Source organism: Methylocystis sp. JR02, assembly GCF_030063565.1.
Classification (GTDB): Bacteria; Pseudomonadota; Alphaproteobacteria; order Rhizobiales; family Beijerinckiaceae; genus Methylocystis; species Methylocystis iwaonis.
Genome location: NZ_JASIRC010000001.1, coordinates 3,096,779 through 3,116,439, shown reverse-complemented (window position 1 = coordinate 3,116,439; position 19,661 = coordinate 3,096,779). Strand labels below are relative to the sequence as shown.

Below are 19,661 nucleotides of genomic sequence, written 5' to 3'. Positions count from 1 at the left end.
GCTCATTATATCCAGCAGCAATTGCCGCAACCCTCGCCGCAATTTGCTATTGACGACGCGCTGCGACGACAGCTGCGCCGAACCGCTCGAGAATTGCATCGACCTCATCCTGTGCGATGATCAGTGGCGGCAAGAATCGGACGACGGCTCCAAAGCGGCCGCCGAGTTCCAGAATCAGGCCGCGACGCAAGCATTCGTGTTGGATTGTTTTAGCGAGCGTTGGCGCGGGATCAGGCGCCGGCGCGTTCGTCGCGTCTCCATTAACAATCTCGACCCCCACCATCAGGCCGCGTCCGCGCACGTCGCCGATGCATGGATGCTCCTCGGCAATAACCCTAAGACCCGCCATGAGACGCTCGCCCATCTTCGCGGCGTGCGAATCGAGAGAATTCTGTCTGACGTAGGAAATGGTCGCCGCGCCGGTCGCGAATGCGAGCTGATTGCCCCGGAATGTTCCTGCATGCGCGCCGGATTTCCATTGATCGAGGTCGCGATGATAGACCACCACTGAAAGTGGGAGACCGCCGCCGATCGCCTTCGAGAGCACGACGACATCTGGCTCGATCCCGGCATGCTCAAAGGCATAAAGGCGGCCCGTTCGGCCAAGCCCGGTCTGAACCTCGTCAACGATGAGTGGGATTCCACGCGCCTTAGTGATGCCCCTTAGTTGACGAAGCCATCCGTCCGGCGCCGCGATCACCCCGCCTTCGCCCTGAATCACTTCGATTATCATTCCCGCGGGCGTCAGAACGCCGCTATTCGGATCGTCCAATAGGGTCTCGATGTATCTGGCGCTGATCGCCGCGCTCGCCTCGCCGCCGATACCGAAAGGACAACGATATTCTGAAGGGAATGGGAGAAACTGCACCTCTCCCCCTAGGCCCCCAACGGCGCGCCTTGGCGTCGGCTCCCCTGTTAGGCCTAGGGTCGCGTGCGTCATGCCATGATACGCGCCGCTAAACGAAACGAGCCCTCTCCGGCCAGTCGCTGTTTTCACCAGTTTTAGCGCGGCTTCGACTGCGTCAGCGCCCGAGGGGCCGCAGAACTGGATCTTGTAATTTTCCTGGAATGCCGCCGGCAGACTGTCAAAGAGTTCACGGGTGAACCGATCTTTCAAGGGAGTTGGCAAGTCCAGAGTTTGAAGCGGCGGTTCTTCCGCCAGAGCGGACTGAATCGCCTCAATGACGACCGGGTGGCTGTGACCGAGTGCGAGCGCGCCGGCGCCGGCAAGGCAATCGATAAAGGTTCGCCCTTCTGTGTCTTCGACGTAAATTCCCCTGCCCCGTTTTAGCGCAAGGGGAATTTTGCGCGGATACGTCATCGCATTGGATTCGATATCCGCCTGACGCGTCAGAAGGTCGTTTCCGAAGGATGAATATAAGGGAAATTGCGCCTTGTCGGCGCCGATCTGCAAGTCTCGGTCGAGTTCATCGATCGATCCCGCCTGCACGCCCTGGGGCTTGAACGTCGACTTCAAATCGCCTGAACGCGGCGCATCATCGCCTGCCAGCGTTTGCGCTCCTTCCGCCATGGCGCACCTTCTTTCACGCTTATCGGCTGACGCAAGATGACGTCCCCTATTGGGTGAGACGATTTTCGACGACATTCACGCCAAAAAAAATCACGATGGGCTTTCCGACCTGACGACGCGGCTGGCCGGCGGGGCGCGCTGGTTGACGCTCTGAATTAATTTGGCCGGATCTGGCCGCTCGAAACGTCTCTCTTAGCGAGAAGAGAAGCGGCGCTACGCGTTTGTGCCGCGAAAGTGCTGGGAGAGGCGCTTGTTCGACGAAGCAGCGGCAACGAGCCCGGCCTCCGTGCTTGGCCTTATGCGAGTTTTCGCAGCGTCCAAGCTCTTATTCTTATCTTCTGTCGCGACCGGGTTGATCGGCGGCTCCGCCAGCGCATGGTTATTGGCCCTTGTCACTCAAACGATTGAGTCGCCTCAAAAAGAGACAGTGGATCTTGCGTTGTCGTTCTTTGCGCTCTGCTTGCTCTCGCTTGCTTCCAGCGCCGTTTCGCAGATTCTCTTGTCTCAAATCGCTCAAGAAAATCTGTTCAAAATCCGGCTCTGGCTCAGCCACAGCGTTCTCGCCGCGCCGCTTCGCAACATTCAGATACTCGGGCCCCACAAATTGATGGCTGCGCTGACGACCGACGTTGACAATGTCGTGACCGCTCAAGAAGTCCTTCCGACGCTTTTCATCGAGGGTTCAAAAGTTCTAGCCGTCTTTGTCTATCTTTGGTCCGTCTCGCCGCCGTTCTTCCTCTTTGTCTTCGGCTTTGTCGCATCGAGCGTGTTTATTCTATATGTCCCGCAGAAATGGGCATGGTCATTCCTGGATCGCGCACGTCTAACGGAAAACGCCATATTTGGGCACTTTCGCGCCGCCACGGAAGGCGGCAAGGAGCTCAAAATGAATGCGGAGCGTCGGCGCGCTTTTCTCGACGATGAATTGCGCCGCTCCGCTCATGCGTTGAAGATGCAACGCATGAAGGCCTTCGTCATTTTTGTGTCGGTTGATCGCTCGGCGGAAATGTTATTTTTTATTCTTCTCGGCGTGATGCTCTTCATTGCGCCGCGTTACGCTTCCGTTTCGCAAGGCGCTTTGACGAGCTTCGTGCTCGCCATCATTTTCTTAGGCGGTCCGCTTACCGCGGTCGGCGGCGCGCTTCCTACAATAGGGAAAGGCGTCGTTGCTTTACGTAACATTCAGAGACTGGGTCTGAGCCTCTCCAAGGAGACCGATGTTAACTCTCGGACAACGCCCGACTTTGCGCTCGCTCGGCCTGCCGCCCTGGAACTCAGCAAAATTACGCATCTCTATCGGGGTGAAGAATCTGAGGTGCGTCATCAACTCGGCCCGATCAACCTTCGCATTGACCCTGGCGCGCTTCTGTTCGTGACGGGCGGCAATGGGAGTGGAAAAACTACGCTGGCGCTGATTTTACTTGGCTTGTTTCCCCCCGACGACGGCGAGATCAAATTGGGCGGCCGCCGGGTTACGGACGAAAATCGCGAGTCCTATCGCCAGAATTTCTCGGCGGTGTTTGCGGACGCCTACGTATTCGATTCCCTTCTTGGCTATTCCGGCATCGAGTCGCAGGCGCGGGCGCAGGAAATGCTCGTAGCGTTGAAGCTCGAAAACAAACTTCAGATCAAGGACGGCCGATTCTCAACGACGGAGTTATCGCGGGGGCAGCGGAAGAGACTTGCGTTGCTAACGGCGTATGTCGAAGATCGACCGTTTTATTTGTTCGATGAATGGGCAGCCGAGCAGGATCCGCAGTTCCGAGACGTTTTTTACCACCAACTGCTGCCGGAACTCAAGGCGCGTGGCAAGACCGTGATCGTCATCACCCATGACGATCGCTATTTCCATATTGCTGATCAGGTATTGCGAATGGACGCCGGCAAAATCGTATCTTTTGCCGAACAACCTCGGACGACCGAGTTGCAATCGTGATAAGCGCCGCTAGTAGAACCATGCTTCGGAGAAGCGCGCTTGTCGTGCTTGGCGGCGCCGCCTCCTTGGTTATCGCCTGCTACGCCGCAGTGTCTTCTCTCCCATCTATCCAATTTCCTTCTGGACCACGGAACACGCCCGGGCTTAGCGCGGCTGTTTCGATCAATCTGGATCATTACGGCGTCCCGCTTATCGAAGCGCGAACACGCGAGGACGCCTTTACAGCTCTTGGCTACATGACGGGCCGGGATCGTCTTTTTCAAATCGACATCATGCGCCGCAAGACCGTCGGCCGGCTCGCGGAGATTCTCGGCGAGCCGCTCGTTGAAGACGATCGCTTGAACCGCACCTTCGGCTTTTCGCGTCTGGCGGAACAGATCCTTGCGCGGCTGCCAGAGTCACAACGGACGGTGCTCGCCGCTTACGCGGCGGGCGTCAATCAGGCGATGGACGATTTGTTGACGTTGCCGTTCGAATTCTGGGCGCTCAATTACAAGCCGGAACGATGGTCGCCCAAGGACAGCATTCTCGTGGCGCTCAATCTTTCAATGCTATCTTACGCCGTCGAGGAGGAACGCATGGCGAGCGTCATGCGTGAAGCGCTCCCGGCGGCTGTCGTTTCGTTTTTGACGCCGGATAGCGACTGCTACAATGAAAAGCTCGCTCCAAGCGGCGCAAACACTTGCGCCGATACTTCGCGCCCTCCCGATGAACTGCGCACGTTCCTTCATAAATCGACCCAAAAAGCCACCAATTCTGGAGCGATCCGAGAAACGAGCGCTGCGCGCGGTTCAAACGCCTGGGTCATTGGCGGCGGCAAGACACGTGATGGGCGCGCAATAGTCGCAAACGACATGCATCTCACTCTTGGATTGCCAAACGTCTGGTACCAAGCCGATCTCCGCTACGGCCCGCATCGCATGGAAGGGCTTTTTCTGCCAGGCTTGCCGATGATGATCGCGGGATCGAATGGTCATATCGCTTGGGGGCTCACCAGCGTGGACGGCGATTTTTCGGATCTCGTCCGGCTGCGTAAAGACCCCGGCGACAACAATCTCTATGCGACGCCGAAAGGCGTTCGAGCATTTTCTTCCCGGTCGGAGAGCATCGCTGTAAGAGGCAAGGAGAGCGTCTCCGTCGACGTTCGGGATACGATATGGGGACCCGTTCTACCTCAACCGCTGCTCGGGGAAGAAGTCGCGGTCGCATGGTCGATGTTGGACGCCTCGGCGACAAATCTCAACCTGTTGCAATTGGATGAGGCGCGGACAGTTCGTGAAGCTCTGCCGATCCTGCAATCCGCTGGAACCCCGCCGCTAAATGGTTTGGTCGCTGACGATCGGGGGTCGATTGGCTGGACGCTCATGGGCAAAATCCCAGCGCGGCGCGGGCTTCGAGGAATTTATTCGGAACATTGGGACGCCAGCGAAGTTGGCTGGGACGGTTTTCTATCGCCTTCGGCGCTTCCAACGATTGTTGATCCTCCAGAGGGCTATATCGTCAGCACAAATCAGCGCATGTTGCCAACCTCAGTCTTTTCGACGCGCTTGAGTCAAGATTATCCCGGCGGATTTCGCGCTTGGCGCGTTGACGACGCTCTCAGGGGTTCATCGAAGCTCGGCGTCGCGGAAATGGTCGCCTTGCAGCTCGATACAAAGACCGACTTCTATCGCTTCTATCAAGACATTGCCCTCAGAGCGCTAAAGGGCCCTGCTTCACAAGGCCAGCCCGAAGCCGCGCGGCTTCTCGCGGCCTTGGAATCTTGGGACGGTCGCGCAGAACCCCGAAGTAAGGGGTTGGCGTTGATCACGGAGTTCAGGCAAACTCTGCTCCAAGAAATATTGTCTCCAATTTTCGAAGATTGCCGGCGGTTGGATCCGGATTTCACCTACAGATGGTCCAACTCCGACGTCCCGTTGCAAGCTATCATTCGCAGCGGCGATCCGGCATTCCTGCCAAAGTCAGAAAATTCGAGCGATTGGACCAATTTTCTGCAGGCTGCGCTGGCCGAAAGCGCTAAGCGCCTTGAGGCGAAGCACGGTCGTCCAATATCGGAAATCAGTTGGGGCGACGTAAACCAAGTCGCGATCGCTCATCCATTTTCGAGGGTGGCTCCATTTCTGTCAGCACTTCTTGATTTGCCGCGTTCGCCCGTCGCGGGCTGCCCGCAATGCGTGCGACTATATGAGGTTGCCGACGGCGAGGGAGTCGGCGCCAACGCCCGGACCGTTGTCGTTCCCGGGGAGGAACAAAAAAGCGTGATCCAATTCGCTGGAGGCCAATCCGGTCAGTTCGGCTCGGCGCACTACGCTGATCGGCAGCAGGACTGGGTTTCCGGCCGCGCTACGTCTCTGCGCTCTCAGGAAGTCGTTTCCACGATCCTGTTGACGCCGGCGGGCGCTCGCTAAAATCAATAGCGGCTTGGAAGCGCGGCACTGAAACCAGCCGATGTTTGAGCGCGATCGAAAGTCCCTGTCGCTATACTGTTTTCCTTGCGCCGGCGGGAGCGCAAACTCGTTCCTGCGATGGCGCACGAGTCTTCCACCATGGATCAGAATTCGTCCGGTCGAGCTACCGGGTCGCGGCGTCAAAATTCGTGAGCCGCTGCTTCGCGATTTTGATGCGGTTGTCGAGAATCTGACGCAGGAACTGGTGCGTGAGTCTTCCGATCGCTGCGTATTTTTCGGCCATAGCCTGGGCGCGCTGATAGCCTATAGATGCGTGTATGCCCTACGCGCCCGGAGAAAAGGCGAACCGATGGCGCTCATCGCTGCTTGCAGCGCTGCGCCCTGTCGGCGCCGCGACGAGCGCTTAGCGCGCCTTAAAACCGACGAAGACCTTATCGGAGAGCTTGTGCGTTTGAACGGCACGCCCCCCGAACTCTTTAAGTCGAAGGAGCTGCTTCGACTCGCGTTGGATACGCTCGCCGCCGATTTTGCCGTTTGTTCGAGCTTTTCCTTCAAGAAGCGCGAAAAACTCTCTCTCGATATCGTTGTTTTGGGCGGGCGCGACGATATGATTGAAGAGGACGCCCTTTCCGCCTGGAGAGAGGAGACGCTCGGTCAGACGGCGCTGCTCATGTTCGCCGGAGGACACTTCTTCTTTAACGAAAACGAGAACGTATTCTTTGCGCGGCTCATTTCCGAGCTTGACAGAACATCCCGCGCGAGTTGTCGATGTGACTGCGTCAATAGATAAATTGAAAGAATGGCGGAGGATGGAGCGAGGATCTCTCCACGGGAGCATCTTGATAGGCGCGGTAAGCGAGATTGGCGCGCCGGATCCGAAAGCCCCTTTAATGCCCGAACGCTAAGGCTGCTTCCGACACCCCTTCCCTGTTCGCTGCGGGCGTAAGCCCTACGGACGTCGCCCGCGTCGGCACGGGGCACACGGATGGTACAGGGGGCATACAATTATCTTGGCGACCGACGCGCAGGGCCGGTAACTGGGGGAGATCGTCATCAACTACCGCTCAAGCCAGCCGATCATTCCTCAGCCCGACGGAAGCCAAGGCCTTCCGCTGTGAACTCGACGCCGCCGATATCCCGCGGCAAGTCGCGTGGATAACCGCTACCTTTTCGCGAAAAAATTTCCATAGTCGCTCTGACGCGCGAGAGAAGCAGCGTCATCGATGTCCTCGTGAACGCCGATAATCCCCACCGACGCCTTTGTCAGCTTCGCCAGGCTGTCCGAAAGCGCATGGGGCGTCGACCATCTGACGGCGGAAAACGGATCGACCAAACGCGGTCGGCGTCGGAACCCCACCGCCCAGAAGCCTCCGTCCGCTGCGGGTCCAAACACCGCATCCCGATCTCCCAAGAGACGGAACGCGCGCGCGATTTCCTCCCGTGTGACGCCTGGAATATCAGAGCCGATGATGACTACAGGTCCTGGAGGAGGCGCTTTGGCGACGCGCATCATGCGGCGCCCCAGATCGCCGTCGCCTTGCGGCAAAAGCGGCAAGCGCATCGGCCAGGGGCCCGAACGATCGGGCGTCACTGCAAGCCAGGTCCGCCAGCGTGTGTCGGTCCCTAATCGGCGAAGGGTGTTTGCGAGCAGCACCCTCTGGACCCTCAACGCGCCAACGGGGCCAATGTCCGCCGCGAGGCGTCGCTTGCCCGCCCCGAACTGCGGCCAGCGCGTAAAGATGATGAGATGCGCGCGAACGCCCATGGTCAGCCGTAGATGCGTTTGATCATATGCGGTGGAACGCCCGCAAAATACAGCGAGAGACAGAGCAGATTGCGCGCGCTGCGTCTGAACCAGCCCTCCCGGCGCCAGCGCGCCGCCGACGTGCGGGCGGAGACAGGAAGGACCGCAAGTCGATCACGACCGATCCGGCGGACGAGATCGACATCCTCCATCAGCGGCAGCGCCTCGAATCCCCCCAGCGCTCGATAGAAATCACGGTGGATGAGCAATCCCTGATCGCCATAGGGCAGGCCGAGCGTCCGGACGCGCCACGCGACCATCCTTTCAAGCCGGCGCGCTTGCGACGACGGATCGTCGAGCGCGAAGCGGAACGCCGCCGCCTTCGCCCGGTTTTCCGGCACAGCGTAAAAGCACGAGACGGCTTCCCGCCAGCCCTCCTCCAGAATCGTGTCTGCGTGAACGAACAACAGCCAGTCGCCCTGCGCCGCATCGGCTCCGGCGCGAAGCTGCGCGCCGCGTCCCCTCGGGGCCGCGATGACGCGGGCGCCGAGCGCCTCGGCCAACGCCACGCTGCCGTCGGTAGAGCCGCCGTCTACCACCACAATTTCGTCGTGGCCCCGCGCCAGAGCCTCAACGGTTTGTCCCAGGGTTCGGGATGCGTTCAGCACAGGAATGATGATCGACAATTTCATTGTCGGCGACGCTCCCCCGAGAGCCCGGGACGATCGGGCTCTATAATCAGTCGACGCGACGATTCGGCGCCGTCGAGTGAAACCTTTCATATCAGACGCGCGAAATCAGCGAATGGGGAGGCGGGGCGATCAATGCCAGGAGACCAACAACCCGCCCGGGAAGGCTTCCCGCGGCCCATCGCCAAATTTGCCGATCCCCAGGTCACCGCCAAAGGCGAGCGGCGGGCCGCCGTCTCTTTCCAGCGCCTGCAGACTTTGTGGTTCAATACCGGCACCCTTTGCAATCTCGCCTGCAACGGATGCTATATCGAGTCCTCTCCGCGAAATGACGCCCTCGTTTATCTGACGCGCGCCGACGCGGCTTCCTTCCTTCGTGAAGTCGAGGACCTCGCCCTCCCGGGCGGGCGCATCGAGATCGGATTTACGGGCGGCGAACCGTTCATGAATCCTGACATAATGGAGATGATCGAGGACAGCCTGGCCGCCGGTCATCGCGTCATCGCGCTCACCAACGCCATGAAACCCATGCAGCGCGTGAAGGAGGCGCTGCTTCGCCTGCGTCAAGAATATCCCGGGAGCTTCGCGATCAGAGTGTCGCTCGACCACTACGAGCCGAACGGCCACGAGAGGATTCGGGGACCGAATAGCTGGGAGCCGGCGATCGAGGGCATCCGCTGGCTCGTTTCCAACCAATTCAGCGTGACGATCGCCTCGCGCCTGGCGTGGGGCGAGACGGAAGTCGAAGCGCGCAAAGGGTTCCAGTCGCTTTTCGACCGTCTTGGAGTGGGGTTTGGAGCGACCGAAGAACGGCTGGTTCTTTTCCCGGAGATGGACGCAGCCGAAGATGTTCCTGAGATCAGCGAAGGCTGCTGGAGCATATTGGGGAGAAAGCCCGACGATATGATGTGCGCGACCTCTCGCATGGTAGTCAGGCGCAAAGGCTCGGAGCGCGCGACGGTCGTCTCCTGCACGCTTTTGCCTCATTCGGAAGACTTCGAGCTGGGATCGACCTTGGCCGAATCCCTTCGGCCCATCAGCCTCAACCATGTCTTCTGCGCCCGCTTTTGCGTCCTCGGCGGCGCCTCCTGTCGTGCGCAGCCGAGCGCCGATGTCTGAGACGATCAATTGCGACTTGTGCGTCATCGGCGCGGGCTCGGCTGGTCTCTCCGTCGCCGCCGGGGCGGCGCAGATGGGCGCGAGCACGGTGCTGATCGAAGCCAACCGCATGGGCGGCGATTGCCTGAATTCGGGCTGCGTCCCGTCGAAATCGCTGCTGGCAGCCGCGAAGGCGGCGAAAAATTGTGGCGACGCTACCCGGTTCGGCGTCGATGGCGGCGCGCCACGCGTCGACTTTGCTGCTGTCCATGCATATGTCCGCGGCGTGATCGCTTCTATCGCGCCGCATGATTCCGTCGAGCGTTTTACCGACCTCGGTTGCACGGTGATAAAGGGGCGCGCCCGGTTTATCGACGATCGGACGGTCGAAGCCGACGGGAAACTCATCCGCGCCCGACGCTTCGTGATCGCCACCGGCAGCCGCGTCGCCATTCCCGATATTCCGGGCCTCGATGACGTACCCTTTCTGACGAGCGACACGGTCTTCGACAATGCGGTTTTGCCGGAACATCTGATCGTCATCGGCGGCGGACCGATCGGATGCGAACTCGCGCAAGCCTATCGCCGTCTGGGCGCGAAGACGACGCTGGTGGAGATGGCGCGCATACTGCCGAGAGAAGACAAAGACGCTGTCGATGTCGTGCGGCAGTCGCTCCTCGCGGACGGCGTCGCTATTTTGGAAGGCGTCCGTCTTTCGCGGATCGAAAAGGATCGGGACGGCGTCGCCGTCTTTCTGCAAGATCGGGAAGAGACGCGGATCGCTGGCTCACATCTGTTGGTCGCCACGGGCCGAAGGCCGAACGTCGAGACGCTCGGCCTCGAAGCGGCCGGGGTCCGCTATTGCGCGAAAGGCGTCGACATCGACGCCAGGTTACGCACGACGAACAAGCGCATCTATGTCGCCGGCGACGCCGCCGGCGGGCCTCAATTCACCCATATGGCGAGCTATCACGCTGGGATCGTCATTCGTAACGCGTTGTTCAGATGGCCGGCGAGAAACAGGCCCGCGGCGTTCCCAAGGGTTATCTACACCGGCCCCGAACTCGCACAGGTGGGCCTGAGCGAAAGCGAGGGGAGAGAACGCTATGGCGACGCCGTTCGTATCCTGCGCGCGGATTTCAAGGACAATGATCGGGCGCAAACCGAAGGGCTCTCGCGCGGCTTTCTGAAAGTCGTCGCCACAAAGCGCGGGCACATTCTCGGCGCGACAATGGTCGGCCACGATGCGGGTGAGCTGATAACACCCTGGGCGCTGGCGATCTCTCAGAGGCTCGAGATCAACGCCCTTGCAAATCTCATCATTCCCTATCCGACCTTGAGCGAAATTTCGAAGCGCGCTGCGGGAAGTTACTATACGCCGGCGCTGTTCTCGCCACGCACACGAAGGCTGGTGCGTTTCCTGAGGATTTTCGGATGAGATTCGCGCGATACGCGCCTATTCTTGCTCTGCTCGTCGTTATCGCGACAGCCTTCGCGTTTCGCCTGGACCGCCACCTGACGCTCGATGCGGTAAGAGACAATCGCGCATTGCTCGTTGCTTTCGTCCAATCTCAAGGTCCTCTCTCTGGCGTCGTCTTCGTCGCCGTCTATGCCGCGGTTGTCGCTCTTTCCCTGCCAGGCTCGACGATTATGACGCTCACCGGGGGATTTTTGTTTGGCGTCCCCTTTGGGGTAATGCTGTCCGTCGTGGGCGCGACATTGGGAGCGACCCTGCTTTTCGTCATCGCGCGCTCGGCTCTTGGCGACATGCTGTTCGAGCGCGCCGGCCCCACGCTCTCCCGGACGGCGAAAGGTTTCCGCAAGGACGCCTTCAGCTATCTGCTTTTCCTCCGCCTCGTGCCAGCGTTTCCATTCTGGGCGGTGAATCTGGCCGCGTCGGCGCTGGGGATGCGCCTGAAATCCTATGTGGCGGCGACCTCGATCGGCGTCATCCCATCAGCGATCATCTACGCGGCCTTTGGCGCCGGTCTGGCTAAAATATTCGATGCAAGCGGCGAAGTGCGGCTGGAAGAACTTTTGAGCCCGTCCATGATCGGCGCCCTTGTCGGCCTCGGCCTGCTCGCGCTGCTGCCGGTCGCTCTGAGTCGCGACCTTGATCATCAACTTTCGGAGCAGAGAATGTCCGTCATCCCGGCAAAGGATTTGTCCGATTATCCGTGGTTCATCCGGCTTTTTTTCTGGAAGCAAAAGCGAACATATGGCCGCGTTCTCGATCCCGGCCTGTTGTGGGGGCGGTCTCCCTGGGTCTTTGCGGCCGTGGCGCTACTTTACGGCGCCCTCGATCGGCGGCGGTCCCCCTGTTCTCCCACCCTGCGTTCTTTGGTCACGGTCAGGGTTTCCCAAATCAATCACTGTGCATTCTGCGTGGACATCAACTCGGCGACGCTCGCAAAGCGCGGGGTTGCGATGGACAAGATCGACGCCCTTTCGAAGTGGCGCGATAGCGACCTGTTCTCGCAGGAGGAGAAGCTCGCGCTCGAATATGCGGAAGCGATGACGATCACGGCGCCCGGAGTCAGCGACGGGCTGCGTGCGAGGCTGAAACAACAATGGCCCGACGACACGATCGTCGAGCTGACGGGCTTGATCGCTTTCCAAAATCTCTCTTCGAAATTCAATGCAGCGCTCGATGTTCCGGCTCAAGGCTTTTGCAAGATTCCGATCGAACGCGATCCTTCGGCCACAGGCCCCGAGGTTTGATTCCCGCCTGATCGAACCGGACGCCGCCCCCATCTGCAATGGATGCGGGCGGCATGTTCACTTGCAGAGCCCCTCCGGGAGACGGAGCATTCGCTGTCGTCCCCAGGAGCCGTCTATGAGACGGGGGCTCTGCGATCGGGGCCAATCCGATAATTAGCTGACTTCGCCACCCAATCGGACGCCGAAAGCTGCTATGAGGGCGTGGATACCGGGCTGGAGAGCGTGCGCCTGACGACGCCGAAGCTCTATTCCGAGGGTGACAATCGCATGCCGACTGAGAGATACGACCGCGCGAATACGGCGCGCGAGGCGCGGTGGCGGACGCTGATGAGCGCCGCACAAGAGGGGGACAACACCGCCTATGCGACGCTTTTGACCGAGATGCTTCCCTTGCTTCGACGATCGGTCGCCTACAAGCGACCCGGCGCATCGGACGTCGAAGATATTGTTCAGGAAATTTTGATTTCGATCCACACCGTCCGGCACACCTACGATCCGGGACGTCCTTTTATGCCTTGGCTCATGACGATCGTCGCACGCCGAGCGATCGACGCTCTGAGGCGGCAATCGGCACGAAGCGCGCATGAGACCACGGTGGATGTCTTGCCAGAAACCTTTTCGGGGGATGACGCGAAGAGCGAACAGGAGGTCTCAGATGACCAGGAATTCTTGCGGCGCGCGCTGGCGCAATTGCCCGACGGACAACGTGAGGCGATCGAGCTAATGAAAATAAGAGGTCTATCGCTCCAGGAGGCTTCGGTCGCGACCGGCAGGAGCGTGGCCTCGCTGAAAGTCAGCGTCCACCGGGCGATAAAGACAATGCGCGACTACCTGAAAAAAGAGAGCTCGAAGCGATGAATACCGAAGAGCTCATTCGTCGGCTAGCCCGCGGCGCTTTGCCCGTGCGCCGTTTACCGCACCCCTTCGTCCGGACGGCTGTCTGGTTTCTTCTGTCCCTCACCTTCATGGGGGCCATGGTTTTTGTCGTGGGGCTACGACAAGATTTATCCGTTCGAATTAGAGAACCGCGATTTATGATCGAATTGGCGGCCGCTGTCTTGACCGGCATGATGGCCGGAGCGGCTGCTTTCTGTTCGACCTGCCCCGGCCGGCCATTGTGGGAGCGTCTCGCGCCTTTCCCCTTCCTCGCTCTGTGGCTTGCGTTTATCGGCGAAGGATGCCAGCGCGAGATCGCCCTGTCCGGAATCCGGGCGCTGCATCTCAACCTGGATATCAGTTGCGTATGGAAAATCGCGGCGGCAAGCGCGGCGCCGGCTGTGCTGATCTTCGTCATGGTCAGACGGGGCGCGCCGATTGCGCCTCACCTGACGACCGGTCTCTCGGCGCTCGCCGCCACGTCGCTGAGCGCCGCCGCGATGCTTTTGGTCCACAGGCAGGAGTCCGCCATAATGGTTCTCGTCTGGCAGTTCGGCTCGGTCATTGCGTTATCTGCCTTCGCTGCGCTGTTCGGTCGTCGGCTTCTCTACTGGCGAACCGCAGAATTGACTGCGCTTGAGAACGACACGATCTCTCATTGCTGAGGCGAGCAAATGAAGATTCAGGCAGTCAAGGATTACTACGGGAAAACCCTGAAAGGCTCGGAAGATCTGAGGACAAAGGCTTGTTGCACATCTGACAACATGCCCGAGCGGGTCAAGGGGCTTTTGGCCAATATCCACGAGGAAGTGCTCGCGAAATATTATGGCTGCGGGCTCGTCGTTCCCGAGCTATTGGGCGGGCGCCGCGTTCTCGATCTCGGTTGCGGCTCCGGTCGTGACGTCTATGCGCTTGCGCAGCTCGTCGGCCCAGACGGCGAAGTCGTCGGCGTCGACATGACCCCCGAGCAGCTCGCCGTCGCCGATGCTCATGTCGAATGGCACAGGACGAAGTTCGACTTTCCTCGCAGCAATGTGCGATTTGTGCGCGGATATATCGAGACGCTCGATGCTCTGGGCCTGGAGGCCGGAACTTTCGACGTTGTCGTCTCCAACTGCGTCGTCAATCTGTCCATCGACAAACTTGCAGTGCTGAGAGGCGCATTCAAGCTGCTCAAGCCGGGCGGCGAGTTTTATTTCGCAGACGTCTACGCCGATCGCCGTCTCGACGAGGCCCTCCGCGCCGACCCCGTGATCTATGGAGAATGTCTCGGCGGCGCGCTTTATTGGGGAGATTTTCTTTCCCTCGCAAAGGCCGCCGGCTTCGGCGATCCCCGCCTCGTGACAAGTCGACCGCTGGAAATCGCCGATCCCCAGATCGAGCAAAAGATCGGTAATGCGCGCTTTTATTCCGCGACTTATCGTCTGTTCAAAATCGAGGGTCTCGAACCGGCCTGTGAAGATTACGGGCAGGCCGTGATCTACAAGGGCGGCGTTCCAGATGCGCCGCATGTGTTCGAGCTCGACGAACATCACAAATTCGAAAAGGGACGCATTTTCCCGGTCTGCGGCAATAGCTGGCGGATGCTCGCCGAAAGCCGCTTCGCAAACCATTTCGGCTTTATCGGGGATTTCTCACGCCATTTCGGCATCTTTCCGGGTTGCGGCGCAAATACCCCGTTCGGCCCGGATAGCGCCGGCAAGAGCGCTTCATCGGGGGCGTGCTGTTGACCGTATAGTCGCAGCGCCTTTGGAAGCGATGCGAAGCGCGCCGGGAGCGCAGCTTCGCCGCCGCTTGTCATGGAATCATCCAGTCTCCGACAGGCTCGACCGCATCATTTCTGTCCGGCGAGGTCCGCACGACGAAAACGCCGTGAGAAGCGACCCGCTGTCCGGGACCGAGAGAAAGACGCGGGAATATGCCCGGGTTCAGATCTCCCTCCGCTTCGTGCTCGATATTCTCGACAAGATAGTCGCGGAAGAAGTCCGTCTTGAGACGCCCAACCGCGGCGTCGAGGAGCGACAGGGCGTAATATGTCTGGAACTGAAGCGTTTGATTGGTGATTTGAACGCCACGCGTATTGATCCATGCGCGTACGCGGAAGGATAGAGGATGAGACCCGACATCGACCTCGTAAGGGTCAACGAAAAAGAGACGGTCTGCGAAAGGCTGCGCCCATTTGCTTCTCGCGAAATCCAGTTTGTGTGAAGGTAGATAAAGAGGAGTCGCGGCAGGCGAAACAGACAACAAGGACGCGATCTTTTCATCGTCCATTTGTCCGGGCCACAGGACGACGGCGTCGATCGCGCCATTCGACGCCGGTCGACGGCCAGCAATGTTATCCGCCGCGGCGATCGTCTCCACGTCGACGCCCGCTGCGCGCGCCCCTTGCTCGAAAACCTTGGCCGGCTCGGCCGCGAGAGGCCCCTCGCCGACAATTTGCCGAACCCGCTTCTTTTCCCCTGTGCGGCGCGAGAAAAACGTTACGAGACCCTTCGCTTCCAACTCGAGGCCGTGAGTGAAGTAGAAGGTCCGACTATCCTTGCGGTTTCCCGGCAATTCCGTATTGGGAAAAAGAGCGGGAATTTTCTGGCTGTCGGAAAATTCGGCGATCGGGCCCCAGACGGGCGCCAGTCCGGAAACGAGCGCGAAGACGGGCTGAGCTCGATATTTTTGTTCCAACTGCTCCGGCCAGCTCTGCGGCGCTCCGTCGAGCTCCCAAACATGCAGACGCCATTTGCGTGTTGCGGAGATGAGTTCGGATTGATGGTAGGGAGAAAATCCTTCTCGGCTGCGTTCTCCGCCGGAATTCTTGTTCGCCCAATCGAAATACGCCTGGATGACAGAAAGCATGGCGGCGCGGTCTTGTGGCGCCGCATCTTTACTGACGATCGTCGCAAAATGAAGCTCCTCGTCAGTGACGCCAGGATCGATTTTCGCCGAGAGGTTTTTCAGGAAGGCCTGAAGATTCGCTACATCGGCGTCCGAAAGCTCGTAGCGCGGCATAATGGGATCGAGCTCTTGCCCCGCCGCGTCGACGCCATTTCGCAAAGCGCGTCCGAGCGTATCGAAATCATAGGCAGGCCGCATATGCGGCTGGCTGAGGCGCGCGCGATAGCGCTGCGGTTGCGCCTGCTCGAAGCGATTGAGAAGGAAACGTCCGCGGTCGAGTTTCCGTTCGCTGTACAGCGTCGCGCCGTTGATGGGAGGGACGAAATAGCCGCCCTCGCTGGTTCCGAATCCGCTCGGTCTATGGCAGGTGACGCAAGCCGCGCGCGAACCAGGCAAAGGCACATCGCTCTGCGTTTTTGCCAAGAGCGGCGAGCCGTCGGCCTTCCGCCCTTCGAAATACAGGCGTTCGCCGAGAGCGGCGTCTGGGGCCGGCTCCCCGGCGATCGCCAAAGGCGGGAGTGCGCCGAACGACAGGATTACCGAAATCGCGCGCGCGGCGCGCTCAATGTAGGTGGTGGGCGTTTTCGACAACGGATCGGTACTCGCTTACGAGCTGCTTGCAGTTGATGAGTCCTTCAATGCGGACCCAAGGCTGATCGGGAGCCCCGCGGAGATAAGTGTAAGCGCGATGGTTTGCTTTTGCATCATTAGCAAAGCGTGCGTCAAAGGTCGCAAGCACCCGCGCAATGTCGTCGCTGCGTCCCGTCAGCAGCCTCCAGTGGTCGTCGAGCGGGAAGTTCCCAGCAAACTCATGCAGCCGCTCGGGCGTATCGTAATCGGGGTCAATCGTGATCGAAATAGCTTGGTAGTCGCCGCCTATCGCCGATAACTCGTTCCTAGCCGCCGCCAGAGTCGAGGTGAGGACGCCGCAAATGGTCGTGCAGCTCGTAAAAATGAACTGAACAATGACCGGTCGGCGCTCAGCCAGAAGCTGATCCAAACGCACGGGGCGCCGGGCGTCGTCCGTCAGGGTGATTTCGGGCGCGACGAAACGCAATTCACTACGAACGATCCCTGTATCAAGCTGGGCGGCGCGCGACCCAGCCAATGTTACGAGAGAGAGCGAAACAGAAAGCGCCACCCATATAGGAAGGCGGGGGGCGATACCGAAATTTGCCATCGTCGCCTCTTGCCGGGCAGGCGCCGGTAGTTCCAGCGCCTGCATTTTCATTAATGGATCGACCAGATTGCCTGCTCGTGATGGAGTGGATCGAACTGGTAAAGACGCAAGCGAAGCGACGGCTCGTAATTGAGCTTCAGGATCACTGTATGCTCGCCCAGCACGTCCCCGTTGGACACCGGGTAGCTCGGCGTCAAACGACCCCGGTGAACCGTCTTGCCCTCGGGATCCATTTCACGCTGCCAGAGATTCCGGTGCGCGAAGATCTCCGGCTTGATCTCGTCGAGCTCCTTCGTTTCCTCCTCCGACGTCCTGTAGCGCGGTCCCGGCGAAGCAGGGCCCGGCGTAGCGGCGGGGACAAGCACCGGAGTCGGCGTGTTCATCTCCCACCAGGCGCGGCCGAAGGTGAAGAAAGCGCCCGCGCCGTTCACCGGCAACGTATTTTGGAACGTGTTTTCCCAACCGCGCATGCCGCCGAAATCGACCGCGACATAGCCATGGGGGAAGTAGTCGCCATTGATCAGCTTGACCTTCACCTCTGCGCCGCGCAGATGCCACTTCTCCAGAATCGGCTGGGCTTGATTGTTGACGACGATCCCCTTTTGGTGGCCGTAGATCGTATTGTCCGCATAGAACAACGTCATGTCCGCGTTCGGATCCTCAGTCACGCCATCCGGCAGTGCGTTACGATCCTGCCACTGGAAGAAGGCGCGCTCGGCTTCTGCGATGACCGAGGGATTGAATCCACCCTGCTGAAGCTTGCGGAAAGCCTTCCACATGCGCTTCGACGGGGCGAGGTCGCCGATCATGCCGATCGCCGCTTCCTTTGCCGCCTGGCTCGCGCGCGGGTTTTCGCCGAAAGTGTCGGTTTCCCACTGCACGAGCGTGCGGCCCATCGCAACCTTGAGGGCGTTTTCCTGCACCTCGACGCGCGGGGGATGCCGGCGCCAACCCCAATGGTAGGTAAGGTTGAAGTTCTTGCCCGGCGCCATGGACAGCGGAATCACCGTGCGTGTGCCGTCTTCCATCGGGAAGAAGGTCAAATCCATGGTGACGAGCGGGATCGCGCCATTGCCGCCCGACGGATCGACATACATCTGCATCGGCGCGAAATCCTCGCGGCCTCGATTCAGCGTATCGAGCGTGTAAGTGACGGTGAAGGGAACATCCAGGACGTCCGACGGGTCGATGAACGCGGTGTCCGACTCGATATGCGTATCGAACCAGACCTGATGGACATGGACGTTGCCGCCAATGACCTTGCCATTCGCGTCCTTGACGGGGATAACCTTCTTCACCTTGTTCGGGCCATCATAGTGCATCATGGGGATGCCGCTATAGGCCCGATCCGAGATCGGATTTCCCTCGAGAATGTCGAGGGCGCGCTGGACGTCCGCCTGCTTGAAGCCCGAAGGCGAATAAGGGTGTTTGTCGTCGCCGTGGCCGCGGTCGTCGCCCCGTCCAGGATTGTCCTTCCGGCGCCAGGCATTGAAAATCCCCGCGAGGTCGTCCGTAGGCGATGTCTTGTTTATCGGCGTGATCACCGGATCGGGGTGAAGATTGTAGGGATGCTGTGGCGTAGACGACAGTGTGTTTGGAATTTCGTTCCCGTCGGCGCCTTTCACATTTTCATAGCGCGTGGGGAGAAGATTCGTCGGATTGACCCACGGATCCGACTTCGGGAAAGGCCCTTCCGGCGTAATGAAAGTCGTCGTCTTTCCATCTGCCGAGTCGATGCGCGTGTAGCTCGAAGGCATCGGGAAAGGATTAGGAACGCGGCTATCCGGCGGGGGCGGCACTTGCGCAAAACTCGAACCGCCGAGGAAAAGGGCGATCGCCGTCGAGGCGATCGTCACCTTGGGTGAATAATTCCACTTCATGACGTTGCTCCGATCGCTTCAAATGGCCCGATTGTTGAAGGAAGGTCCGTCCTCGTCGAGGCGACGCGGACCAGCCTGGACGAGTTCGCCCGTCACCGGCTTTCCATTCATGACCGACTTGACCCGCCACAGCGCGTCGTCCGGCGCGATCAAGGCCGGGAAGCTGGCCCACAAGCCAACAGCGTCATTGCCGTAGTGAACGAGATCGACGGAGGCGGGACGAGAGGGATCCCGGCCATGCCTATAGAGGCGCGACGCGTAAGCCGCATTGCCGCCGTTCGGCGCGCGGACGAAGGTCCAGCCCTTTGGCGCGCCGAATTTTTCGGCGAAGGCCGCGAGACGCTCCACCGTATCGTTTTCAGGATCGCCGGTTATGGAGATGATCCGAACTTCTTCTTCCATCCGGTCGCCGAGCAGCTTCGCGACTTTCGCGAGGCTCGCTGTGATGGGGAAACTCTCCTCGTTCGCGATCGACATGAAATTGATCATGACGACCTTGTTACGGATGAGATCGCCGTAGAGCTGCACGTTGCGGCCGTCGTGCGTCTCGACGGCCGTTTCCGGCAATTGGCTGCGGCCATAGAGCTGAACGCCGCTATGGACATGCTCGTTCTCCTGCCCGGTCGTCATGGCCTGCGCGGCGTTGACGGCAGGCAGCAAACCCGCGAGCGACAGCCCCGCGAGGAATTTACGCCTCTCGTTCATC

The 19,661-nt window shown here is 59.9% G+C and carries 16 protein-coding genes; 9 read left to right on the top strand and 7 right to left on the bottom strand.

Going from position 1 to position 19,661, the window contains the following annotated elements:
• Positions 1-46: 46 nt before the first annotated feature.
• Entirely contained in the window at positions 47-1,531 is a 1,485-nt protein-coding gene (locus QNA11_RS14895) for a diaminobutyrate--2-oxoglutarate transaminase (RefSeq protein ID WP_283483642.1), read from the bottom strand.
• A gap of 250 nt (positions 1,532-1,781) precedes the next feature.
• Here QNA11_RS14895 and QNA11_RS14890 point away from each other — a divergent pair, with 250 nt between their 5' ends.
• The 3 genes from QNA11_RS14890 to QNA11_RS14880 are packed head-to-tail and all read left to right on the top strand — an operon-like array spanning position 1,782 to position 6,665.
• A complete protein-coding gene (locus QNA11_RS14890; RefSeq protein ID WP_283483641.1) occupies positions 1,782-3,467 on the top strand; it encodes a cyclic peptide export ABC transporter in 1,686 nt (561 codons plus the stop codon).
• Positions 3,468-3,511: 44 nt separating this feature from the next.
• A complete protein-coding gene (locus QNA11_RS14885; protein WP_283483640.1) occupies positions 3,512-5,875 on the top strand; it encodes a penicillin acylase family protein in 2,364 nt (787 codons plus the stop codon).
• 40 nt (positions 5,876-5,915) lie between these two features.
• Positions 5,916-6,665 (top strand): thioesterase II family protein, encoded by a 750-nt coding sequence (locus tag QNA11_RS14880; protein WP_283483639.1) that lies wholly within the window; start codon positions 5,916-5,918, stop codon positions 6,663-6,665.
• Between the two features lie 372 nt (positions 6,666-7,037).
• Here QNA11_RS14880 and QNA11_RS14875 read toward each other — a convergent pair whose 3' ends face one another.
• Positions 7,038-7,640: a TIGR04282 family arsenosugar biosynthesis glycosyltransferase gene (locus QNA11_RS14875; protein WP_281929630.1), complete on the bottom strand. Its 603-nt coding sequence runs from the start codon at positions 7,638-7,640 to the stop codon at positions 7,038-7,040.
• Positions 7,641-7,642: 2 nt separating this feature from the next.
• Entirely contained in the window at positions 7,643-8,311 is a 669-nt protein-coding gene (locus QNA11_RS14870; protein WP_283483638.1) for a TIGR04283 family arsenosugar biosynthesis glycosyltransferase, read from the bottom strand.
• A 132-nt stretch (positions 8,312-8,443) separates the two neighbouring features.
• Here QNA11_RS14870 and QNA11_RS14865 point away from each other — a divergent pair, with 132 nt between their 5' ends.
• From QNA11_RS14865 to QNA11_RS14840, 6 genes are all read left to right on the top strand, one after another.
• The gene (locus tag QNA11_RS14865; RefSeq protein WP_283483637.1) at positions 8,444-9,427 is read left to right on the top strand and encodes a radical SAM protein; all 984 of its coding nucleotides are present in this window, start codon (positions 8,444-8,446) and stop codon (positions 9,425-9,427) included.
• A complete protein-coding gene (locus QNA11_RS14860) occupies positions 9,420-10,844 on the top strand; it encodes a dihydrolipoyl dehydrogenase family protein (protein WP_283483636.1) in 1,425 nt (474 codons plus the stop codon). Before QNA11_RS14865 ends, QNA11_RS14860 begins: the two co-directional genes overlap by 8 nt.
• Positions 10,841-12,127, top strand: a complete 1,287-nt coding sequence (locus tag QNA11_RS14855; RefSeq protein ID WP_283483635.1) for a VTT domain-containing protein — start codon at positions 10,841-10,843, stop codon at positions 12,125-12,127. Before QNA11_RS14860 ends, QNA11_RS14855 begins: the two co-directional genes overlap by 4 nt.
• Before the next feature lie 222 nt (positions 12,128-12,349).
• Complete coding sequence (locus QNA11_RS14850; RefSeq protein WP_283483634.1) at positions 12,350-12,985, top strand: sigma-70 family RNA polymerase sigma factor; 636 nt, start codon at positions 12,350-12,352, stop codon at positions 12,983-12,985.
• Positions 12,982-13,668: an NrsF family protein gene (locus QNA11_RS14845; RefSeq protein ID WP_255537150.1), complete on the top strand. Its 687-nt coding sequence runs from the start codon at positions 12,982-12,984 to the stop codon at positions 13,666-13,668. The genes QNA11_RS14850 and QNA11_RS14845 overlap by 4 nt, the downstream gene beginning before the upstream one ends.
• A 9-nt stretch (positions 13,669-13,677) precedes the next feature.
• Positions 13,678-14,733 (top strand): methyltransferase domain-containing protein, encoded by a 1,056-nt coding sequence (locus QNA11_RS14840; protein WP_283483633.1) that lies wholly within the window; start codon positions 13,678-13,680, stop codon positions 14,731-14,733.
• A 67-nt stretch (positions 14,734-14,800) separates the two neighbouring features.
• Here QNA11_RS14840 and QNA11_RS14835 read toward each other — a convergent pair whose 3' ends face one another.
• The 4 genes from QNA11_RS14835 to QNA11_RS14820 are packed head-to-tail and all read right to left on the bottom strand — an operon-like array spanning position 14,801 to position 19,660.
• Positions 14,801-16,486, bottom strand: a complete 1,686-nt coding sequence (locus tag QNA11_RS14835) for a c-type cytochrome (protein ID WP_283483632.1) — start codon at positions 16,484-16,486, stop codon at positions 14,801-14,803.
• Positions 16,458-17,126 (bottom strand): SCO family protein, encoded by a 669-nt coding sequence (locus QNA11_RS14830; RefSeq protein WP_283483631.1) that lies wholly within the window; start codon positions 17,124-17,126, stop codon positions 16,458-16,460. The genes QNA11_RS14835 and QNA11_RS14830 overlap by 29 nt, the downstream gene beginning before the upstream one ends.
• Positions 17,126-18,955 carry a hypothetical protein gene (locus QNA11_RS14825; protein WP_283483630.1) on the bottom strand — a complete coding sequence of 610 codons (1,830 nt, stop codon included), beginning with the start codon at positions 18,953-18,955 and terminating at the stop codon, positions 17,126-17,128. Before QNA11_RS14825 ends, QNA11_RS14830 begins: the two co-directional genes overlap by 1 nt.
• Before the next feature lie 18 nt (positions 18,956-18,973).
• Complete coding sequence (locus tag QNA11_RS14820) at positions 18,974-19,660, bottom strand: SCO family protein (RefSeq protein ID WP_283483629.1); 687 nt, start codon at positions 19,658-19,660, stop codon at positions 18,974-18,976.
• Position 19,661 lies beyond the last annotated feature (1 nt).